We start from the raw sequence: 20,499 nt of genomic DNA on the forward strand, positions 1-20,499 counted from the left end.
AATACAGAGCATTTTATCTAAGTTTGTAGCGTTAAAATGAACGTATGAGAAAATTTTTTGGATTTATCCTTACACCGATATTTTACCTTTGTTTTTCGACAGCACTTTTAGTTTTCCATCCTATTCAATGGCTGTGCCTGCGGTTAGGGGGCTACGGTGCACATAAGAAAAGTGTCGATGTCCTTAATTTCTTTCTCACGGCCTGCAACTATACCTTGTTTAATACGGTCACATTTAGAGACAATAAAAACCTTCCGGTAGGCGTTCCTGTTATCTTCGTAGCCAACCATCAAAGTACATTCGATATTCCACCGCTGATTTACTTTCTGCGCCGCTTTCATGGAAAGTTCATCTCTAAAGTAGAGCTGGCGAATGCGCACATTCCAAGTATCTCTTTCAATCTCCTTCACGGGGGTGCCGCCAATATCGACCGGAAAGATCCAAAACAATCGATCTCAGAAATCCTAAAGCTGGCCAATAACATGAAAACCAAACATTGGTCGGCCTTTATATTTCCCGAAGGCACACGTGCCAAGGATGGGAAAATGAAGAGTTTTCATGTCGGCGGTATCGCTACACTATTAAAGAAAAACCCAGACGCACTGATCGTCCCTATCGCCATCAACCACTCTTACCAAATGGTTCGGTACGGCCTGTTTCCGCTCAAGCCCTTTGTGCATATGACATGGGAGGTGCTCAATCCGATTGATACAGCAGGCCAAACAGCAGAAGAGATCGTGAAACGTGCCGAAGAAGTTATCCGGGCAAAAGTAGAGGCATAGATCTATTTTACGCGACGGCCTTTCCAATCGTATTTACCCATATTGCCCAGCAATCCGATATATACCAAGTAAAGAATGTGCAGGAAAGTCAGTAGGGGCAGGTAGGACAACAACGCTCTTCGCGTTGCGAAATCGGCCAGAGGCTTGATGAACAGAAACTCCACCAACAGCTTGGCTGCGAGAGAGATCACAAACACCTTTAAATACCACAGTGAGATAAAAACACCACCAAAGAACACGCCTAAAAGTGTTGCATTATATAACCAGATCAATATGCCCAGCACCACTACTTCTTTCCTTTTATAACGGGTACTCTTCGATGCCCATCGTTTACGCTGACTGATAAAAGCTTTCACAGTGGCTTTGGCATCTGTATAAACAATCGCATCACGCGACTTACAGAAGCCTATCTTATCGGGATACTGCTCCGCGACTTTATGTAAAAACAATTCATCATCTCCAGAGGCCAGGTCATCAATGCCGTTGAACCCCCCTAACCTCAAGAAGACATCTTTGCGGTAGGCCAGGTTGGCACCATTGCAGGTTGTTGGATTGCTATGCCCTATTCCCGCAGCCCCAAGTCCGATGAGATAGAGGAACTCTAAGGTTTGTAACCTTTCGAAAAAACTCTTCTCTTCGGAATACACCACCGGTGACGAAAGCATATAGAGATCCTGCTGTTCAAAATATCCCACAACCGTCTGCAACCACGCTGGTCCCATGCGGCAATCGGCATCTGTCGTGACGATGATGTCGGCCGTACAGGACTGGATAGCTGTCACAATAGCCTTCTTCTTATACGAATTGAGTTTATCCGATTCGTTCAATTGAATCAGCTGTATGCCACGATCAGCATACGAACGTACAACAGTCGAAGTACGGTCGTCCGAATGGTCGTCTACGATAATAATCTCCCGTAGAGCTTCCGGAAAATCCTGACGCAACAAGCATTCGATCGTCCGGCCAATATTTTCTTCTTCGTTTCTCGCCGCAATGATGACTGCAACGCGCACTGTTGGGGGAGGCAACGCATCGGGCTGCCGCAATATCTTCCATCCCTTGCGCATATAGAGCACGAGCAGGATGTAGACCAAAGTCAAGAGAAACAGGCTAATTTGAAGACTTAGAATCACCAAAAAAATTAATTTTAAATACAAAAACAGCCCCAAAGATAGCGGGCAGGATCAGATTCACAAACCATATACACGAAACGATGGCCATCACCGCGATTTCCTGTGTGGTGATGTAGCTGTATAAATTGCTGGCGACAAAGCTCCGTACACTAAAATCAAAAATATCCAATGTCGGCAAAGCCGACTGTACAAAGAATAGGATGAAAATCATTAATGTCATCGGGAGAAAAGGCAGCTCGGGCAACATGGCCTCCATCAGAATGATATACTGTGACGTGAAGATAACGAACCGGGCGAAAGCATTGAACAAGACAACTGCCAGTTCCTTCGGCGTATAATCTTTTAATACGGCAAAGAAAGGTTCTATTTTCCGTAACCACCGTATTTTGCCCACCAACATATCAACCCAGCTTACGTTGAAGTAAAGCACGAGGAAACCTGCAGCGTATAATACAGCTAATACCCATACGCCAAATTGAACCGACAAAGGTGGATCTAAAAACTGACACACAAACCAGGCGATGCTTAACGATCCCGCAATGCTAGTCAGGACAAGCTGAGCGAATAACCCCACGCCCATAGCTACAGCCCCCTTTGCCCGGTTTTCAGGTTTCAAAAACAAGACACGGCCACCATATTCGCCGAGACGGTTGGGGGTGAAAATTGCCCACGTCAATCCACAGAAAACAGACTGGAAAGCTTTCCAAAACGAAATTTTTTCAATGCGACGGGAAAGATACTGCCATTTGACCACCTCCAAAAGCCAATTGACAAACATCAGCAGGATAATGGTCGTCAGCGTAAGGACAACCGACCGGTGTTCCAGGCCATGGATCAAAGCCTCAAACTTATCCAGATTGCGTCGGTCGGTCGTTTTAACGATGATATAGACCGCAGCCAGACCAAATACCAATAATTTGATTGCTATAGCCAGATATTTTTTTTGTGCTTTTGTCAATTAGGTAATTTTGGACACAATGTTACTGAATTTGCAGCAAAAATAGCCATTTTTCCTCTCTTTATCTTTTATTCTGATCTTTCTTCTTTATAGCTCGAGCCGCGATGAGACTTTTTTACTTTTGACCGCAAAAGTAAACAAAACTCGTCGCTGTACCCAGATGCTACTAAGCTAATGCTTCCTCCTGCAAACCACATCTGGCTAAGGCGACAGTTTAATTATTTGTACAGATCCTGCCTTTTTATCTTTCTTCTCTTATCTCATTATTCATGTAACTCTATAACCTCATAACATGACGACAAGGCTCAATTGTCGGATGAAAACCTTAGGCATTCGGTTGAGATTTTATCCTTTGTATAGTTACCGGGTTACGACAGGATAACTGGGGCTTGGGATAAGTAATGGAGATATAACGAGAAAGGACGGAAGGAGAAAAGATAGTAGTAGGATCTGTAGAAATACAATAAATGCTGCCTCAAAAATTTGGACAATAGCAGTGGGAAGTACTATCCGTACAGTCCAAATTTTTAAGCAGCGAGTTTTTTGTTACTTTTTTTGCGGAAAACCACGAAGTGCTCATGAATGCCGAAAAAAGCAAACACGAGTGAATAAAAAGATAGGTTATAAATTCGTAATATTGTACGATGCAGAAAGAAAAGGCAAAGGAGCGGATCATCTTGGGTATCGACCCGGGTACAGTGGTACTTGGCTATGGCGTAATCAAAGCCTGTGGCAACAAAGTGTCATTAATAACGATGGGGGTCGTCAAGATGGGCCACTTGGACGACCACGCTTTAAAGCTCCAGCGTATTTTCAAAAAAACCACCGCATTAATGGAGGAGTATATGCCCGACTGTGTTGCACTGGAAGCTCCCTTTTACGGAAAGAATATACAGGTCATGCTTAAGCTGGGCAGGGCACAAGGCGTTGCCATGGCTGCGGCGTTAAATAAAGATATACCCATATTTGAATATGCTCCACGGAAAATCAAACAATCGGTAACGGGCAACGGTAATGCCAGCAAAGAACAGGTGGCCGCCATGTTACAGAGCCTCCTCACGTTCAACGAAACACCCGAATTTTTGGACGCTACGGATGGACTGGCTGTCGCCGTCTGTCATGCTTTCCAACAGCAGACAACTACGGGCACCAAAAGTTATTCCGGCTGGTCAGCCTTTGTCAAAGACAACCAAAACCGTGTGCGTTAAATCTTTACGCGCCGAATGACATTCTTGACATTCAGCTCCACAATATCCGTCATCGACTTACAACGGCGGTAGGCGTCATTATTATAATAGTCCGCATATCCTTCCCGAAGCTGTTTGATATTTTCCGGCGTGGACAATTGCTGCGTCTGTGAAGCATCCCGCAGATCTTTTATCCGGTGGCGTTCACTACGAACACGATGCACAATAGAGGAATGTTCCTCTTGTTGATATTGAGATACGGTCCGCTCATTCAGGTGTTCCATACTCAGCTTGACATACGGATAGTTTTCCTTAAAAAACTGGGGCATATATACTTTAGGGTTGCCTTCATAAAACTGTTGATCAAAGTCGATCGCTCGGATACGGAATTGAAAATCATCAAAGTCGGCCGTAATCTGCATTACAAAATTGTAGGAACGCATATCGCCTAACAGTGAAATGATGCAGCGCTCATTGAATTTCACGAATTCCTTCGCAATCCGTGTCTGGTTATATTCGACCGTATACATACTTCCTTGACTAAATACATCCCCCGGAATGCCGACGATATGCTCTTCTACTAACGTCGTTGCATCGGCGATATAGTTGACCGGGTTGGGCGATAAGATCTGTTCCAGTTCCAAGCCATATATACGGGAAGCATCAGCCTGTTTAATGTAGAAATAGTCATATACGTCATTGAGCTTATTCACAATACGAATCCGGAAAGGACGTGTATTCCCAAAAGCACAATATTCTATCTTATCGATGATCTTATGCTCAACGATCCGCGTATTCCCCGAAGCTTTAAGTTTCGCATAGATAATTTTTAACCCATCATACAGGCGATCCTGCAGATAAGGTGGATATAACGGTGTTTCCCAAAGGGTATCGTTCCCAAGTTTATCCATAACGGGAACAGTTTCCTGAAAATTCAGCAGCTCGAAATAAGAAACAGGAAGCCGGGCATCCCGCTGGTACATCTTCAGGTATTTTGCCAGCCCCCTACCCACTGGATAAATAGGCTTTTTACGGGATATTTTGACATCATTAATTTCCATAAAAATAAATATAAAGAAAATGAAAATTATTTGTACTTGTTATTAATTTTAAATTTTACTTTTGTTATTTGTGCCTATTATAAACGCACTAACCTTAACATGCAAAACAACAACAATCTAAACAAACAATGAAATGATCTTAGGAGTACTTAAAGAAACTAAAGCAAACGAGCGGCGTGTTGCACTCAGCCCGGAAGTGATTAAACTGCTTATCAAGAAAGAATTTCGTGTTCAGGTAGAAAACGGTGCCGGATCCGGGTCCAACTTCTCGGATGAGGACTATGTACAAGCGGGAGCTGAGGTCGTATCCAAATCCGAAATCTATCAAGCCGACGTTATCGTCAAGGTGAACGCCCCTACCATAGAGGAAGCTTCTCAATTTAAAAACAATGCCGTCAGTATTTCACTATTGTACGCCTATACGCAACCTGAACTTCTTGATGTCTTTAATGCACGTCAGATCACGTCATTCGCCATGGATGCTGTGCCACGGATATCCCGTGCCCAAAAAATGGATGCTTTAAGTTCCCAGGCCAATCTGGCCGGCTATAAAGCGGTGATTATGGGCGCCAATGTCCTCGGCAAAATCTTTCCGCTGATGATGACTGCCGCGGGCACCATCACACCGGCAAAAGTGCTTATCTTCGGAGCCGGGGTAGCGGGACTCCAAGCTATAGCCACCGCAAAACGCCTCGGAGCTGTTGTGGAAGTTTCCGATGTACGTCCCGAAACAAAAGAACAAGTCGAATCGTTAGGCGGACGCTTTTTAGTGGTCGAAACGGATGAGGATGTCAAGACAGAAGGCGGTTATGCCAAAGAAGTTTCACAAGAATTTTTACAAAAGCAGCAACAACTGATTAAAGATAAAATTAAAGACGCCGATCTGGTCATCACTACGGCTTTGGTCATCGGCAAGAAATCGCCTGTTTTGGTAACAGAAGAAATGGTTAAGTCCATGAAACCTGGTGCTGTCATCGTCGATATGGCCGTTGAATCAGGCGGTAACTGCGAAATATCGGAGTACAATAAAACCGTTGAAAAATACGGTGTCATGATCATAGGCGAATCGAATATACCTTCGCTACTGCCGATAAATGCCAGCCAATTGTACGCGACCAACCTGAGCACACTGCTCCTCCACTTAGCCACCAAAGAAGGCTTTAAGTGGGAAATGGACGAAGAAATAACAAAAGGTGCGTTGATAACCCATCAAGGACAATTGGTTCACGAGTTCACAAAATCTATTTTATCCAAATAATTAAACGTAAACGATTAAGCTATGTCTGCTGAAACTTTTATCATTCTACTTTACATATTAATACTAGCCAGCTATCTCGGCTTTGAATTAATCAACAAGGTTCCTCCCACCCTGCATACCCCATTGATGTCAGGGTCCAATGCCATATCCGGTATTACCATCGTCGGGGCAATTATCGCTTGTAACGAGCTGGGGTACTTATCGGTAAGTAAGTGGCTCGGTATGGCCGCACTTATTCTGGCGACGATCAATGTTGTCGGAGGCTATGCCGTAACGGACCGGATGTTGAAAATGTTTAAGAAAAAATAAAGGAAACAATGAATATCATTATACAATTATCGTATTTAATCGCCTCTATACTCTTTATAGTCGGCATCAAAATGTTGGGGCGGACCAAAACTGCCCGCAAAGGGAATATGGTTTCTTCTGTCGGTATGTTTATTGCCATCTTGGCCACAGTTATTCAGGTGGAGGCCATCTCTCTGGTCGATATCCTAATATGTATCGTCATCGGCTCTGCGATAGGCCTAATCATTGCTCAAAAAGTTCAGATGACCAAAATACCTGAAATGGTTGCACTGTTCAACGGTTTTGGGGGGTTGGCCTCCCTAGCTGTAGCCTTGTCTGACTTTTGGTTAAACACGCAAGAAAGAGGGGTTGCCGTGGATAACATAACGGGCATCAGTGTTGCCTTAAGTATCCTTATCGGTGGGATTACGTTTACGGGATCACTCATTGCTTTTATGAAGCTGAGCGGAAGCATTTCCGGCCGTGCGATCGTATTTACGGGGCAGCATCTGATTAATCTGATTCTGTTGATTCTATCGATCGGTATTACAGTTTTCGCCTTAACCGATTTTTCCAATCCCAATTACATGATTATATTAGGCGTACTGGCATTGGTGCTCGGCGTCCTGGTTGTCATTCCCATTGGAGGAGCAGATATGCCAGTTGTGATATCCCTATTAAACTCGTATTCGGGGATGGCTGCCTGTGCAACGGGTTTCGTACTTAACAACAATGTCCTTATTGTGTCAGGGGCACTGGTAGGTGCTTCCGGTATTATCCTTACCCAGATTATGTGTAAAGCGATGAACCGTTCGCTGATGAATGTACTTTTGGGCGGGTTTGGACAAACTTCGGCCGCCGGTGGAGGACAAGCCGATGGGCCGCAGATCACCGTCAAAGAAGTCGGCGTTGAAGAAGCTGCACAGATTTTTGATTCCGTATCTTCTCTGATTATCGTACCGGGTTACGGAATGGCGGTAGCACATGCACAACACGTTATCCGGGAGCTCAGTGAGTTATGCGAAAAGAAAGGTGTAAATGTCCGTTTTGCGATCCATCCTGTAGCAGGTAGAATGCCCGGCCATATGAATGTATTATTAGCGGAGGCCAATATTTCCTACGACAAATTGATCGAAATGGACGAGATCAATGACGATTTTGCCAATACCGACCTGGTATTCGTTGTTGGTGCAAATGATGTCGTTAACCCTGCCGCGAAGACCAATCCAAGTAGCCCTATATTTGGTATGCCTGTATTAAATGTCGAAAAAGCACAAACTGTGATTGTAAGTAAACGAAGTATGGGAAAAGGATATGCAGGTATCGAAAACGAATTGTTCGGCGCAGACAACTGCCTCATGCTCTTCGGCGATGCCAAGCAAACGATTACCAAGTTAGTCGGCGAAATAAAAGAGCTGTAACAGGAGGAGGGTGTTTGGACACCCTCTCTTTTTTAAAATCTATTTCTGTTAAATAATACCCGACGAAGGATATCTCTTTCCAGAAAGATAACAACCAAACACAAGGCCATCAACATCCCGTTACCTATCCAAAAATTGCTATCAAACACAAAATAGCTAACCCACGATAGCAGCAATCCAACAACCAGATAGGCACCTATTTTCACAAATCGATAAGGGATGGGGTAATATTTCTGTCCCCAGAATAGCGATAACCCGACCATCACCAGATAAACGACAGTCGTAGAAACTACAGCGCCAACATAAGAATATCTGGGAATTAAAAGAACATTTAATACAATCGTAATCAACGCACCGAGGCCCGATATATATAAGGCATATTGCGTCTGATCGGTCAGCTTATACCACACCGATAAATTCATATATACACCAAGCAGCACATAATTGAACAATAGTATGGGAACAATCTTGAGTCCCGACCAATAAACATCCGGCTGTGCTTCATTGCCTTCAATATAATATTTCAGCCAATCCAGATTTACCGTCACCGCAACCATAATCAACACCATGAAAATGACGAAATATTCCATAATCTGTGCATAGGTCCGCGGAGCATCTTTATTCTTGGCATGAGAAAAGAAAAACGGTTCGGATCCCAAGCGAAAAGCCGTTACGAACAGACTCAGGAAAACTGCAATCTTGGCCACTGCTCCATAAATACCAAGTTCCATCTTGCCCGTGTCTCCGGGCAAAAGCTTTGGAAAGAACATTTTATCAAGGTTCTCATTAATGATAAACGATATATTAGCGACGAGAATAGGAAAACTGTAGCGCAGCATGTCTTTCATCAGGACCTTATCGATTCGTAGTTGTAATGTTAAAATTTCCGGCAACAACAGGAGCAAGGTTACACTGCTTGCCAACAGGTTGGAAAGAAACACATACCCCAACCATCCTTCGATAAACCACCCTTCCGCAAATCCGGCCCAAAAGGTGGATTGATGCACCCAGGAGGGTAAAAATACAATCAAAAACAGATTGGCAAATACCGTGATAAGAATATTGACAAATTTGAGATAACTATATCGGATCGGCCGGCCTTGTGCGCGCAACTTCGCGAAGGGAACCACGGCCAAAGCATCTGTCACCAGTATCAGCGCAAAATATTTAATATACTGTGTATAATCATCCACCGGATCTCCATCGGCAAACCATCGGGATAACGGTCCTATACATAAAAATACAGAAAACAAGAGCAATATAGAGGTCATCAACGTGACCATAAAACTGTTGTTGTAGACCTTACGCTGATCTTTTTCCTCTACTTTTTGCAGATACCGAAAAAAGGTCGTTTCCATACCAAATGCCAATAGCGCATTCAACATCGATACCCAGGCATAAAAATTCGAATAGACGCCGTAGACCGCAGCATCTTTGAATTTTTTGAGATAAATGGGCGTCATTAAAAAACTCAGCATACGTGATACGATGGTGGTAAAACCGTATATCACGGTATCACTAACGAATTTTTTTACACTAGACACCTTTCAAAATTTAGTTAATTTTTCTTTTACGTACTTCAAAGTTCTGAAAACCCTTAATATCATCCACCGCTATGCAGCTGATATCATCTACTTCTGCACGCTCAGGACCTTCCCGGCAGAATTCCAGCAATGAATTGAGGGCAAAATCATCGCCTTCAGCCTCGATGTAGGCCGAACCATCCTCTTGGTTGCGAACGAAGCCTTTGACACCCAATTGGTCAGCTACAGCCTTCGTCGTTAATCTAAAATAAACACCTTGTACTTTTCCCCGGACTGTAATATTCCAATGCTTCATGAAAACAAAGGTAACGCTTTAAACAACACGTTCTACTTTTACCGCATCCACAAGCCGAAGTTGTTTCATATTTTTTAACAAAATAAGTCCGGGAGCTTTACCGACCTCCAACGAACCCAATTGTTCGTCCATCCCTAAGGCTTTAGCGCCATTGAGGGTAGCCCATTGGATGGTGGTTACAAAACTCAGCTCCGGATAGTGCTTATGCAGTACTTTCAATTCTTCGAGCATGTCCAGCGTATCGTTAGATGCCAAGCTGTCCGTACCCATGATGATATCTGCATCCTGCTGCAAAAGATTCAGCTTCGGCAACGTATCCTCTATATATAGGTTTGCTTTCGGGCAGATACACAATATAACCTTTTTGCCCATCCGCTGTGCAAAATCCAGGTCTTTGACAGTCGTAAATGTATTATGTACTAAGATAATTTTATTATTGGTCGGCAAATAAGGCAGGTAAGATTGAAGCGAGTTTCGGGCCTGTGCTTTAAAAACGGACAAATCTATTCCGATCTCCGCGTAAAAACGTTGAAAATCGCCGGTATTATAGCGGAAAAACTTATTTTCCTCCTCACTCTCCTGATTATGGACACTGATGATATTACGTTCGGATACCGACCGTTTAAAAGCCCGCAATAACGCTTTTGAGCAAGAATAAGGTGCATGTGGTGTAATGGAAGAGTGGTCCGGGTCAAAATAATATTCCACATCTCTTGCCTCATCAATTTTTTGTTCCACCAAATCATCCTGCAAACCAATCACCTCCACAAACGTGTGGTACATCATTTTGCTGTTTTCTTTAATCGGTGCAGAAACCGAAGAATTGACGTGATCCCCTACTGCCTGTATTCCATTGGCATACATCATATCGTCCGCCTTTTTCATCGCCTTTTCCACACCCTTTTTTTCATCGTCCCGATGACGCATCACCTGAAGTATAAAATCTACCAACCCGCTCTTTGGCGGAATCTTATCTTTTAAATGTGATAATTCCAAATGGCAATGCCCGTTGACAAAACCGGGTATGAGGGCACCTGAAAGCCTGGTAACTTCGGCATCGAGGGGTGCCTCTCCACTGCTATAGAGACCTCTTATAACACCATTTTGGTCGATTGCTACGATTCCATTCCTTATAGGAGGGGAAGAAATAGGCAATACATAATCTGCTGAATAATATTTTAACATTTTAGTTTTAATGACCTGTTGTCAATTACTATTTCCGTTTCCTATCAAAAATAGCTGTTAATTTTAAATTAACACAGCAAAAAAGGTTCCAAACTGAAATTATTAGAATATTTTTTTTATAACAAAAAAATAAATTAACTTTGCACCATCAAATAGGGGTGCCTTGTTCTTCGAAACACGAATAAAGGCTGAGATTATACCCTGTCTCATTTGCAAAAGGTGAGACATACCTGATCTGGATAATGCCAGCGTAGGGAAAGGGCGGTTAAATAGGTGCTACTGTGACCCCTTGCAGTAGTTGTGTTTAACTCAAATTAAAAATTTTTTATGTTAAAGCAGCTTTATGCTACTTGGGCTTTGTGCCTGATTGCGATGCTAGGCTTCGCACAAGACCATGTAACGATCCGGGTACTGGATCAGAACAAAAATCCATTGGCCGGAGCCAATGTAACCATCCATTCCACGACACGATTGACGAATGAGGACGGAATGGCTTCTTTCCAGAATCTGGAAAATAAAAACTATACCGTTCAGGTATCTTTCGTGGGCTATCGGGAAAACAACCTGAAATTTAACCCCTCGCGCACGAACCATGTGCAAGTTGTCCTCCAGCCTAATCTCGTTGCGGTAGCGGATGTGTTCGTATATGCCACACGGGCAAAAGAAAATTCGGCAACGACGTTTAAAAACCTGTCTAAAGAAGATATAGCGGTCCAGAATCTGGGCCAGGACCTTCCCTATCTGTTGGATCAAACGCCCGGCGTTGTTATCGGATCAGATGCCGGCGCAGGTATTGGGTACACGTCGATGCGTATTCGCGGATCCGACAACCAGCGTATCAACGTGACGCTGAATGGAATACCTTTAAATGATGCCGAGAGCATGGGATCGTTCTTTGTTAATCTCCCGGATTTTGCTTCCAGCGCGGAAAGTATACAGATACAGCGTGGTATAGGCACGTCCACGAACGGTGCCGGGGCTTTCGGCGCTTCGTTGAATATACAGACGGATGCGTTAGAACAGCAGCCTTATGCTGAACTCAACAATTCTTTTGGTTCGTTCAACTCCTGGAAAAACACCGTAAAAGCCGGAACAGGACTCATCAACAACAAATATGCTTTCAATACACGCCTGTCCCGCATTACTTCCGATGGCTACGTGGATCGGGCGAGCTCAGACTTGAAGTCTTTTTATGTCGACGGCGGTCTATACACCGCAAAACATACCTTGAAGGCCACTATTTTCTCCGGTAAGGAAAAAACCTATCAGGCGTGGAACGGCGTTCCTGAGCCGTTGGTACAGGGAGATGAAAGCGGATTGAAAGATTTTGCCGTCAACGGTTTGGGATATGCAGAAGGCAGTCCGGAATACGTTCGTTTGCTGGAATCGGGCAGAACGTACAATATGTTTACATACGACAACCAAACGGATAACTATACCCAGACACACGCTCACCTTCATTATACAAGCACACTCTCAGAACAATGGAATATACAGGCGGCATTGCACTACACCCGAGGGGCAGGCTACTATGAAGAATATTACGAGAATGAGGATTTAGCATACTACGGGCTTTCCAATATCAATATTGGTGGCGAAACCATCGAGCAGACTAATCTGGTGCGCCGCCGCTGGCTGGACAACCATTTTTATGGGGGGACATATTCAGTGAATTATACGCCGAGTGCCAATTTTAATTTCATACTCGGGGGTGCTTACAACCAATACTTAGGTGATCACTATGGGGAAGTCATCTGGGCACAATATGCGTCAAACGGCAATCTGGGTGACAAGTATTACTTCAACGATGCAAAGAAGAACGACTTCAATATCTATGGGAAAGCCGATTACCGCTTTGGGAAATGGTTGGCTAATCTGGACCTCCAATACCGGAATTTATATTACAAAGGGAACGGTGTGGAAGACGGCGACGATCCGGTCGACTTTGAGGCCAACCTGAATTTCTTTAATCCGAAAGCCGGTGTGACATACTTCCTGAACAATCTTTCCAACGTGTACCTCTCCTACGCTTTTGCCAACAAGGAACCCGTGCGGAAAGATTACGTCAACAGTACTGGTGGCACACTGCCCAAACCCGAAAAGCTGCACGACATTGAAGGGGGATACCGATTTCGTAACGAACAGTTCAACATCGGAGCAAACCTTTATGGAATGATCTATAAAGATCAGCTTATCTTTACGGGTGCCATAGATGATGTCGGCGGCGGCATACGGAAAAATGAACCTTACAGCTACCGTGCAGGTATTGAGTTTGACGGTGCATGGAAAATCAATTCGCAGTTTACCTGGAAGGCTACAGCCGCATTGAGCCAAAATAAAGTCGTAACGGATGATAAAACAACGGATATTGCGATGTCTCCTTCGACTATATTGTCCAACAATTTCACCTACAAGCCTGTACAGCCGCTATCTTTTAGTTTATTGAGCAAATATGTGTCGCGGATGTATCTGGATAATACGTCGTCCGATTACAAGAGCATCAACCCTTATTTTGTACATGATGTACAGGCTGTCTATAGCTTTAGCGCCATAGGTATTGAAAACATCGCGTTAAACCTTCTGGTGAATAACATCCTCAATACTAAATATGCCACAAATGGCTATATCTGGTACGAACCGGACATGGGCGGTGGTGCCCCACTATCCTATAACATGCTGTTTCCGCAGGCGGGCACGAACTTTATGTTGGGGCTTAATATAAGATTTTAGCATAAAAAGGTTCGTTTTTGTGCCAACTTTCAGGGTACCCCCAAAAACTTGTTTGGCACAAAAGCGAACTTTTTTCGATCAAAAAAAAGACTTTTTTTGATCGAAAAACAGCTTTATAACTATCATTAAGGCTGTTTTTTTATGAAATAAACTCGATATTCCCGGATATACGACACCTATGTGTTTTGTTAAAACACCTAGGTGTTTGACAAAAACATTTATACGTTCTGATAAAACACATAAGTATCCTATCTCATTTGATAGGCGTTTAACAAAAACACATAAACATTAGACGAAAACATCTATACATTCCAACATAACACATAGGTGTCCTGTTCCGTTTGATAGGTGTTGGCAAAAAACATCTATGTATTTTGCTGAAATACCGAGGGGATAAGACAGAACACTTCTATTGTAGGAAAGAAAATATAGGTATCCCAGTCGGATACATAGGTATACTGTCAGCACATCTATGTAAAAAGAAAAAACACCTATCGTCCCGAGTGAAGCATAGCGGTGTTGGGATCAAATATTTAGGTGTTTTGCCAGATCATCGCTATAAAAAGGGAGAATACCGCTGTTGTCTGAAATTTAATTTTTACTTTTAACCCTATGCGCGCAGTCATACAACGAGTCACGAAGGCGTCTTGCACCGTAGAGGGCAAGGTGACAGGAGCGATAGATCAAGGTTTACTTATCTTATTAGGTGTAGAAGAATCCGACACGGAGGAAGATCTAAAATGGCTGGCCCAAAAATTTGTCAACCTCCGTATCTTTTCGGACGAGCAGGGGTTAATGAATAAATCTGTACAAGACATCGGAGGCAACATTTTGCTCATATCACAATTTACGCTTCTTGCACAGACAAAGAAAGGAAACCGGCCTTCCTTCATCCGTGCTGCAAAACCGGATAAAGCAAAGCCTATGTATGAAGCAACGGCAAAAATACTTTCGGACCTGTTGGGCAGGCCTGTACAGCTGGGCATCTTTGGTGCCGACATGAAGATCAATCTGCGCAACGACGGCCCCGTTACGATTATGATGAACACACGGGACAAGGATAACTTTTAAATTAGGAATTAGGAATTACGAATTACTGGCAAGCTGTAAAAATCTAAATACTAATATCTAAATACTCCATACTAAAATAGAATGACTATAAAAGAAGCACAAGCAATCGTCGATAAATGGATCAACACCACAGGTGTCCGCTATTTCAATGAACTGACCAATACAGCTATGCTGATGGAGGAGGTCGGTGAAGTCGCCCGTATTATGGCCCGGCAATATGGCGAGCAATCTTTCAAAAAATCAGACAAGGAAGTCAATCTTGCCGATGAGATGGCGGACGTATTATTTGTACTGATATGCCTGGCCAACCAAACAGGCATTGATCTTACGGAGGCTTTGGAAAAAAACTTAGATAAAAAGAATATGCGTGACGCCGATCGCCACAAAAACAACGAGAAGCTGCAATAAACAAACACGCACTAAGCTCACTCCAAATACTTATCGTCAATCTGCTTCGTCGCCTTTGCACCTAGAACTTTTAAGCTTTCGATCTTCCGAATGACATTCCCTTGCCCGGAGGAGAGCTTTTTCATGGCGTCCTGATGTTTTTCAGAAGCCTTGAAGAGATGACTCTGGATCTGCTCCATATCCTGCAAGAAGCTGACAAACTTATCATACAAGGCCCCGGCCTCACGAGCGATGGCCAACACATTCTTATTTTGACGTTCCTGCTTCCATATAGAAGCTACCGTACGTAAGGTAGCCAGCAAAGTCGAAGGACTGACAATCACGACTCTCCGTTCCCAAGCCTCACTAAAGAGTTCGGGTTTGTACGTGACGGCTAAGCTCAGCGCCGGCTCAATCGGCATAAAAAGCAAGACAAAATCCGGGGAATGGATTCCATACAAACTTTGGTAATCTTTCGTCGCCAACTCTTTAATATGGCGCTCAATAGAGAGCACATGTTGTTTCAGAAATAGGGCCCGCTCTGCTTCATCGGGATGATTGACCGCCTTCTCATAAGCAATCAACGACACTTTCGAATCGATGACCAAATGTTTGTTGTCCGGAAGATGGATGATGGCATCGGGCTGTACCCGTCCTCCTCCATCCTGCAGAAGTGACACCTGCAGGCTGTACTCTTGATCTTTTATCAGTCCTGAACGTTCCAGTACGCGTTCTAAAATAACTTCCCCCCAATTGCCCTGCCGCTTGTTGTCGCCTTTCAATGCTTTCGTCAGATTGTGCGCCTCCGTCTGAATCTGCATACTTTGCTGCATCAGCTGCTCTACGACTCCCTTTAGGACATGACGCTCGGCCGCTTCCTGATGATAGGTTTTCTCGACCTTATCTTCAAAATGCTTGATCCGTTCCTTCAAGGGGTCTAATAATAAACCGATATTTTGCTTGTTCAGATCCGTAAACTTTTGGGATTTCTCTTCCAATATTTTATTGGCTAAGACTTGAAATTCGGTATTGAACTGTGTCCGAATTCGATGGAGTTCTTCCTTCTGTTCTTGAAATTTCTCCTGCTGTGCTTGCAAATAGGCATTCGTACTCTCCAATGTCCGCTCAACGGACTGACGAGCTGCTGTCTCCTTGCTCAGAAGCTCCGTTAGATAGTCTGCATCTTGCTGCAGCATATCACCTCTTTGCAGTGCCCGGGCCAACGCCAGATCAATCTCCCGTTTTGCCTCATCCAATAACGTGTACTTTTCCCGCGAAACACCTTGACCCAGTCGCCAAAAAAGGTAGACACATAGGACAGCTAAAAATACGACGATGACAGGAAAAAAAATCTCCATAGAAAATCCTTTTGCGTTGATGTGTTACTGCAACTTCTGATGTGTCCGCCACCACAGATCCGGCATTTCGCCGGAGACGGCCAACTGATAATCTTCATAACGGCAGGGTACCATGTAATACCTTTCGTTGACGGATTTTGTGCCAAAATAAGGCACCTGCATCCACCAGCGATCTGACTTTTTACTTTTCACGAAGACAAGCTCATGGTCTTCATTCTCCAGCGGTGCACGATAAATGATATAGGCCGATTTGGGATAAAGCGGCGCATCGTGTTTACGGTTATAATAGCCATCCACAAAACACCACACCATTTGCGACAGCAACATAGCGGTATGCTCCATGGGATCAAACGTGGGGTTAAACTCATAAAAACCGATAGAACTGCATTTGTCCGACATGCCGGCATAGCGCGCCAACTGACAGGCCTCGTCACCATATAAACCATTGGGTTGGGCGTTTGCATTGCCGGGCGCCTCGGAAGCCCGGATAGCCCCCATATCAAAGCTCACGATATCTGCCGCGCGGATTACCGGTTCTGCCTGATCCAGCCGCCCCGTAATAGCTCCTATACGTTGTGTCGTAAAAAAAAGCTTATCATACATATTGATCGACTCCTTGCTGACCAGGTAGGTCTGATAGGCTACATTACTCAGATTAAAAAGATAATCGGGTTCATGAAGAATAATCTTATTCAGGTAAGTCTGCGAATCCAATGCCGTGCCTTCATCATTATCCTGATCCAAATCAAACCGGGAATCAATAACAGCCAGCTCCACACGCTGTTCCAGATTTTCGTAACCCCGATATTGTGCATACGTCAGATCCTGCCCTCCACCGATAATAATAGGCACGATATCCTCCTTGACCAATTCCTCCACGACCAATTTCAGCGCCGCATAAGTATCAGAAACCTGCTTTCCTGCTTTGATATTACCCAGATCAACGATATGAACCGCATAATCGCCCTGATAAAGGTTATAAAAATGCTTGCGCACCGCATCAGGTGCCTTTGCTGAGCCTTTATTCCCCACCGCCGCCCGATCCTCTTCCACACCGACAATAGCCAGATTGGGTTTATTGTCCTTACCCCATGACGGGAATTCGGAAACAAAAGCACGAATAACCTGTCCAAATTGGGAATTATAAAATTCCCCGTTCGAAGAATGGGCTTGTGGAATAGCTATCGGGGCAAAGAAATCAGATAAAGACATGATATAAGTAAAATGTGAATATTTACAAATATGCAGCAATTGCCTTATTCTTTTAAAAGGAAAGTTTCCACAAAATGTGGGGAACCGTTGATTTTAATCCGCCACCACACTTATTTTATAGGGTTTCTGAATTGCCAGTCGGGCTGCTTTTAGCGCAATCGGAGCCGTTTCGGCGGTAACGGCGGTTTTGTATTTGCTGTTGCCCGTATCTTCACTCAGCGATGTGCTATTCGTATAGTCTACTCCATCAAGATTTACCCCGAAAACAGGCGTAAAGATACTTTCAAATACAGTGCATGCCGCGGCATAACGCCCTATTCCCAAATCGGCAAATACGCCATTTGTCGTCATGTCCATTTTGTGAGTGGTGTTCAGCGACGAAGTACGAAGGTTCTGAAGTGTTGTACCCCAAGGAATGACAAACTCAAAAGGCAAAGCTATAACCATGGCCTGCGTATGCCCGACGATCGCATTATACATATTCATTTGTTGACTTCCGAAAGTATTGGTCAGTATATTTTTTGCATTTGTATTATAGCCAGCCTGCACTTTATCGGGATCGGCGTAGGCCTGTCCCATTATACAGGCAAATTTAGGTTGTCCATTTTGATCGGCTTTTATCTTATTCATCAGCTCCTCCACTTCGCCCTTTCTGATGTTATTCCATACCCACCCCTCTTGACTCACCGGATTTTCCTGAAGAACAACCAGATCAAATTCAGTGCCTTGCAACACATCCTGCAAGCAGGCCGCTCCTGCGTCTTTCGTCCATGCCGATGAGCCTGGGGCATATCTGTGGCGGTTGTATGACTTATCTGAAGCGTATGTGTCGCTGTGTCCTTTAATCGTCTTGCCAAACTTATGCATCCAGGTAATGCGTACCTTATTACGTACATCTGTTTGACGAAGTACATCCAGAAAATGCGTTTCTATTCCCTCTTGTGTATAGCTGTTACCTATAAAAAGGACACTATAAAGTCCCTTAACAAGGACCTTACAGGTCGCAAATTTGCTTTGGTCGGCAGTCAATACAGTTATGATGGCCTCGCCTTCACTATGTGCTGTTACCTCTCCGTCATCATCAACAGAGGCAATATCCGGAGCGCTGCTATTCCAATAAACTGCTTTATTTTCAGCATCTTCGGGAGCAATGGTCGCCACCAAAGAGACTGTTCCCTCTTTGAATAGGGTGACTTCGCTTTGATCGATAGAGACTCCCGACACCAAAGCCGGCTGCGGAATATTGTCATCCTGGCCAGATGGTTCTGTTTCCGGATCTTTTCCGCAAGCGACTATCAGAACAAGCGTAAAAAGTATCCATACATAACTCAAATTTTTCATGTTTTTTCGATTAAAGATCTGACATATCTGTTATTTCAAAGGGCTTCTCAACGGCATTCCGAGCAGCTTCAAGAGCAATAGCCGCATTTTCTGTTGTAACCGGGGTGCGGTAATCGACGGTGAGACTTACGGACCCGTCCAGATCTGTGTATGGCACAGGAACCTTTGCACCGAATATCGGAGTAAAGATGCTTTCAAAGAATGTACAGGCCGCTCCAAATCGAGAAATACCTTTGTCCATGTGGTAACTGTCCCGGGTCAAATCAGCTCGTGGAAGCAGGAGAGATGTATTGTTGTTTACAGAGGTGGTCCGCAGGTTTTGCAACATCGTACCGGTGGCGATGACTCCATCGACCGAGGTTTCGGATAGCACTTTTTTAGCCCGGTCGGCGATGGTATTGTACATCAGTATCTGATCGGATCCAAAGTTATTTTGTAAAATAGACTGTTTACCACTATACGACTGAATATCTGGAAATGCCGGATCGCCATACGCGACAGCCATCACGTACATAAATGCAGGTGCTCCTTTTTGGTCATTTGTGATATTTTTTATCAGGCTCTCAATGTTATCTTTATGGTATTTATCCCACGCCCAAGCATCTTTATTTCCGGTATGTTCCTGAATCGTAACCAAATTCCATTCATACGCCGCAGCTGTCTGAGGCAGCGGAGTAAGCCCTGTATTGGTCCATTTCAACGTATTATAATTGGGAATATTGTAATAGTAGTCCGCACTTCCAATAATATATGCCGCACTATGTTGTGCCATGGTTCTCCCGCCAAGGTGCATCCAATGCAGGTTTATCTTATCCTTCAACCCTGCTGTAGTAATCAATGAAAGAAAATGGTTCTCAATGGCATCTTGGGTAAAACTATTGCCGATAAAGAGAACGTTGTACGTATCTGTAACGACAACATGACAGGTGGCTGTCTTATTTTGATCTTCAGAAGTCGCCGTAATCGTAGCCTCTCCGGCAGCGACGGCTGTTACTTTGCCGGTTTCATCCACTGTTGCAATAGCCTCGTCACTACTCGCCCATGTGATTTTTTTATTCTCGGCTACTTCCGGAAAAATGTGAGATACAAGGCTTGTGCTCTCGCCTTTATACAAGGTTGTCTTGTACTTATCGAGGGAAACCTGAAAGACTGCAACCGGCGGTTTATTATTAGCATTGTCGTCATCTATAGGATCTGTTATCGGATCGATCTCTTTATTCGAACAGGCCAATATTGCCATGATGGCAAATACGGGGATTAATAATCGAAGTACGCTCATATCGTAAAA

General features: G+C 44.0%; 18 protein-coding genes and 1 riboswitch. Of the genes, 8 read left to right on the top strand and 10 right to left on the bottom strand.

The genetic code is table 11. The features are described from left to right. Positions 1-44 precede the first annotated feature (44 nt). The gene (locus tag G5B30_RS02010; protein WP_165318279.1) at positions 45-782 is read left to right on the top strand and encodes a lysophospholipid acyltransferase family protein; all 738 of its coding nucleotides are present in this window, start codon (positions 45-47) and stop codon (positions 780-782) included. A gap of 2 nt (positions 783-784) precedes the next feature. On the opposite strand, the gene G5B30_RS02015 is transcribed toward G5B30_RS02010, so the two are convergent. Both G5B30_RS02015 and G5B30_RS02020 read right to left on the bottom strand, forming a co-directional pair. After that, a complete protein-coding gene (locus tag G5B30_RS02015; protein WP_317164306.1) occupies positions 785-1,915 on the bottom strand; it encodes a glycosyltransferase family 2 protein in 1,131 nt (376 codons plus the stop codon). Continuing rightward, entirely contained in the window at positions 1,893-2,873 is a 981-nt protein-coding gene (locus G5B30_RS02020; protein WP_165318280.1) for a lysylphosphatidylglycerol synthase domain-containing protein, read from the bottom strand. The genes G5B30_RS02015 and G5B30_RS02020 overlap by 23 nt, the downstream gene beginning before the upstream one ends. Positions 2,874-3,517: 644 nt before the next feature. On the opposite strand from G5B30_RS02020, the gene ruvC reads away from it, so the two are divergent. Further along, positions 3,518-4,081 (top strand): crossover junction endodeoxyribonuclease RuvC, encoded by a 564-nt coding sequence (gene ruvC / locus G5B30_RS02025; protein WP_165318281.1) that lies wholly within the window; start codon positions 3,518-3,520, stop codon positions 4,079-4,081. Here ruvC and G5B30_RS02030 read toward each other — a convergent pair. Further along, on the bottom strand, positions 4,078-5,121 hold the full coding sequence (locus G5B30_RS02030; RefSeq protein ID WP_165318282.1) for a hypothetical protein: 1,044 nt from the start codon (positions 5,119-5,121) through the stop codon (positions 4,078-4,080). The genes ruvC and G5B30_RS02030 overlap by 4 nt on opposite strands. A gap of 133 nt (positions 5,122-5,254) precedes the next feature. On the opposite strand from G5B30_RS02030, the gene G5B30_RS02035 reads away from it, so the two are divergent. From G5B30_RS02035 to G5B30_RS02045, 3 genes are read left to right on the top strand one after another with little or no spacing between them, the layout of a single operon-like run. Next, entirely contained in the window at positions 5,255-6,379 is a 1,125-nt protein-coding gene (locus tag G5B30_RS02035) for a Re/Si-specific NAD(P)(+) transhydrogenase subunit alpha (RefSeq protein ID WP_165318283.1), read from the top strand. A 21-nt stretch (positions 6,380-6,400) separates the two neighbouring features. Then, the gene (locus G5B30_RS02040; protein WP_165318284.1) at positions 6,401-6,688 is read left to right on the top strand and encodes an NAD(P) transhydrogenase subunit alpha; all 288 of its coding nucleotides are present in this window, start codon (positions 6,401-6,403) and stop codon (positions 6,686-6,688) included. An 8-nt stretch (positions 6,689-6,696) separates the two neighbouring features. Next, the gene (locus G5B30_RS02045) at positions 6,697-8,088 is read left to right on the top strand and encodes an NAD(P)(+) transhydrogenase (Re/Si-specific) subunit beta (protein ID WP_165318285.1); all 1,392 of its coding nucleotides are present in this window, start codon (positions 6,697-6,699) and stop codon (positions 8,086-8,088) included. Positions 8,089-8,120: 32 nt separating this feature from the next. On the opposite strand, the gene G5B30_RS02050 is transcribed toward G5B30_RS02045, so the two are convergent. From G5B30_RS02050 to G5B30_RS02060, 3 genes are read right to left on the bottom strand one after another with little or no spacing between them, the layout of a single operon-like run. Further along, positions 8,121-9,632: a polysaccharide biosynthesis C-terminal domain-containing protein gene (locus tag G5B30_RS02050; protein WP_165318286.1), complete on the bottom strand. Its 1,512-nt coding sequence runs from the start codon at positions 9,630-9,632 to the stop codon at positions 8,121-8,123. A 10-nt stretch (positions 9,633-9,642) separates the two neighbouring features. Next, positions 9,643-9,927 (bottom strand): acylphosphatase, encoded by a 285-nt coding sequence (locus tag G5B30_RS02055; protein WP_165318287.1) that lies wholly within the window; start codon positions 9,925-9,927, stop codon positions 9,643-9,645. A gap of 18 nt (positions 9,928-9,945) precedes the next feature. Continuing rightward, positions 9,946-11,112, bottom strand: a complete 1,167-nt coding sequence (locus G5B30_RS02060; protein WP_165318288.1) for an amidohydrolase family protein — start codon at positions 11,110-11,112, stop codon at positions 9,946-9,948. A gap of 144 nt (positions 11,113-11,256) precedes the next feature. Further along, positions 11,257-11,386, top strand: a riboswitch (TPP riboswitch). A gap of 53 nt (positions 11,387-11,439) precedes the next feature. Between G5B30_RS02060 and G5B30_RS02065 the strand changes: the two genes are divergently transcribed. From G5B30_RS02065 to G5B30_RS02075, 3 genes are all read left to right on the top strand, one after another. Continuing rightward, entirely contained in the window at positions 11,440-13,842 is a 2,403-nt protein-coding gene (locus G5B30_RS02065) for a TonB-dependent receptor (RefSeq protein WP_165318289.1), read from the top strand. 612 nt (positions 13,843-14,454) lie between these two features. Then, on the top strand, positions 14,455-14,913 hold the full coding sequence (dtd, locus tag G5B30_RS02070; protein WP_165318290.1) for a D-aminoacyl-tRNA deacylase: 459 nt from the start codon (positions 14,455-14,457) through the stop codon (positions 14,911-14,913). An 81-nt stretch (positions 14,914-14,994) separates the two neighbouring features. Then, positions 14,995-15,321, top strand: coding sequence for a nucleotide pyrophosphohydrolase (locus G5B30_RS02075; RefSeq protein WP_165318291.1), 327 nt, complete (start codon positions 14,995-14,997; stop codon positions 15,319-15,321). 17 nt (positions 15,322-15,338) lie between these two features. On the opposite strand, the gene G5B30_RS02080 is transcribed toward G5B30_RS02075, so the two are convergent. The 4 genes from G5B30_RS02080 to G5B30_RS02095 form a co-directional block, all read right to left on the bottom strand. Continuing rightward, positions 15,339-16,658 (bottom strand): DNA recombination protein RmuC, encoded by a 1,320-nt coding sequence (locus G5B30_RS02080; protein ID WP_165318292.1) that lies wholly within the window; start codon positions 16,656-16,658, stop codon positions 15,339-15,341. A 24-nt stretch (positions 16,659-16,682) separates the two neighbouring features. Further along, positions 16,683-17,870 (bottom strand): formimidoylglutamase, encoded by a 1,188-nt coding sequence (locus G5B30_RS02085; RefSeq protein WP_165318293.1) that lies wholly within the window; start codon positions 17,868-17,870, stop codon positions 16,683-16,685. 93 nt (positions 17,871-17,963) lie between these two features. After that, positions 17,964-19,211 (bottom strand): DUF4886 domain-containing protein, encoded by a 1,248-nt coding sequence (locus G5B30_RS02090; protein WP_165318294.1) that lies wholly within the window; start codon positions 19,209-19,211, stop codon positions 17,964-17,966. Positions 19,212-19,221: 10 nt separating this feature from the next. Continuing rightward, positions 19,222-20,490, bottom strand: coding sequence for a DUF4886 domain-containing protein (locus G5B30_RS02095; RefSeq protein ID WP_165318295.1), 1,269 nt, complete (start codon positions 20,488-20,490; stop codon positions 19,222-19,224). Between the last annotated feature and the right edge of the window lie 9 nt (positions 20,491-20,499).

Origin of the sequence: Sphingobacterium sp. SGG-5 (assembly GCF_011043525.1) — a bacterium.
Taxonomy (GTDB): Bacteria; Bacteroidota; Bacteroidia; order Sphingobacteriales; family Sphingobacteriaceae; genus Sphingobacterium.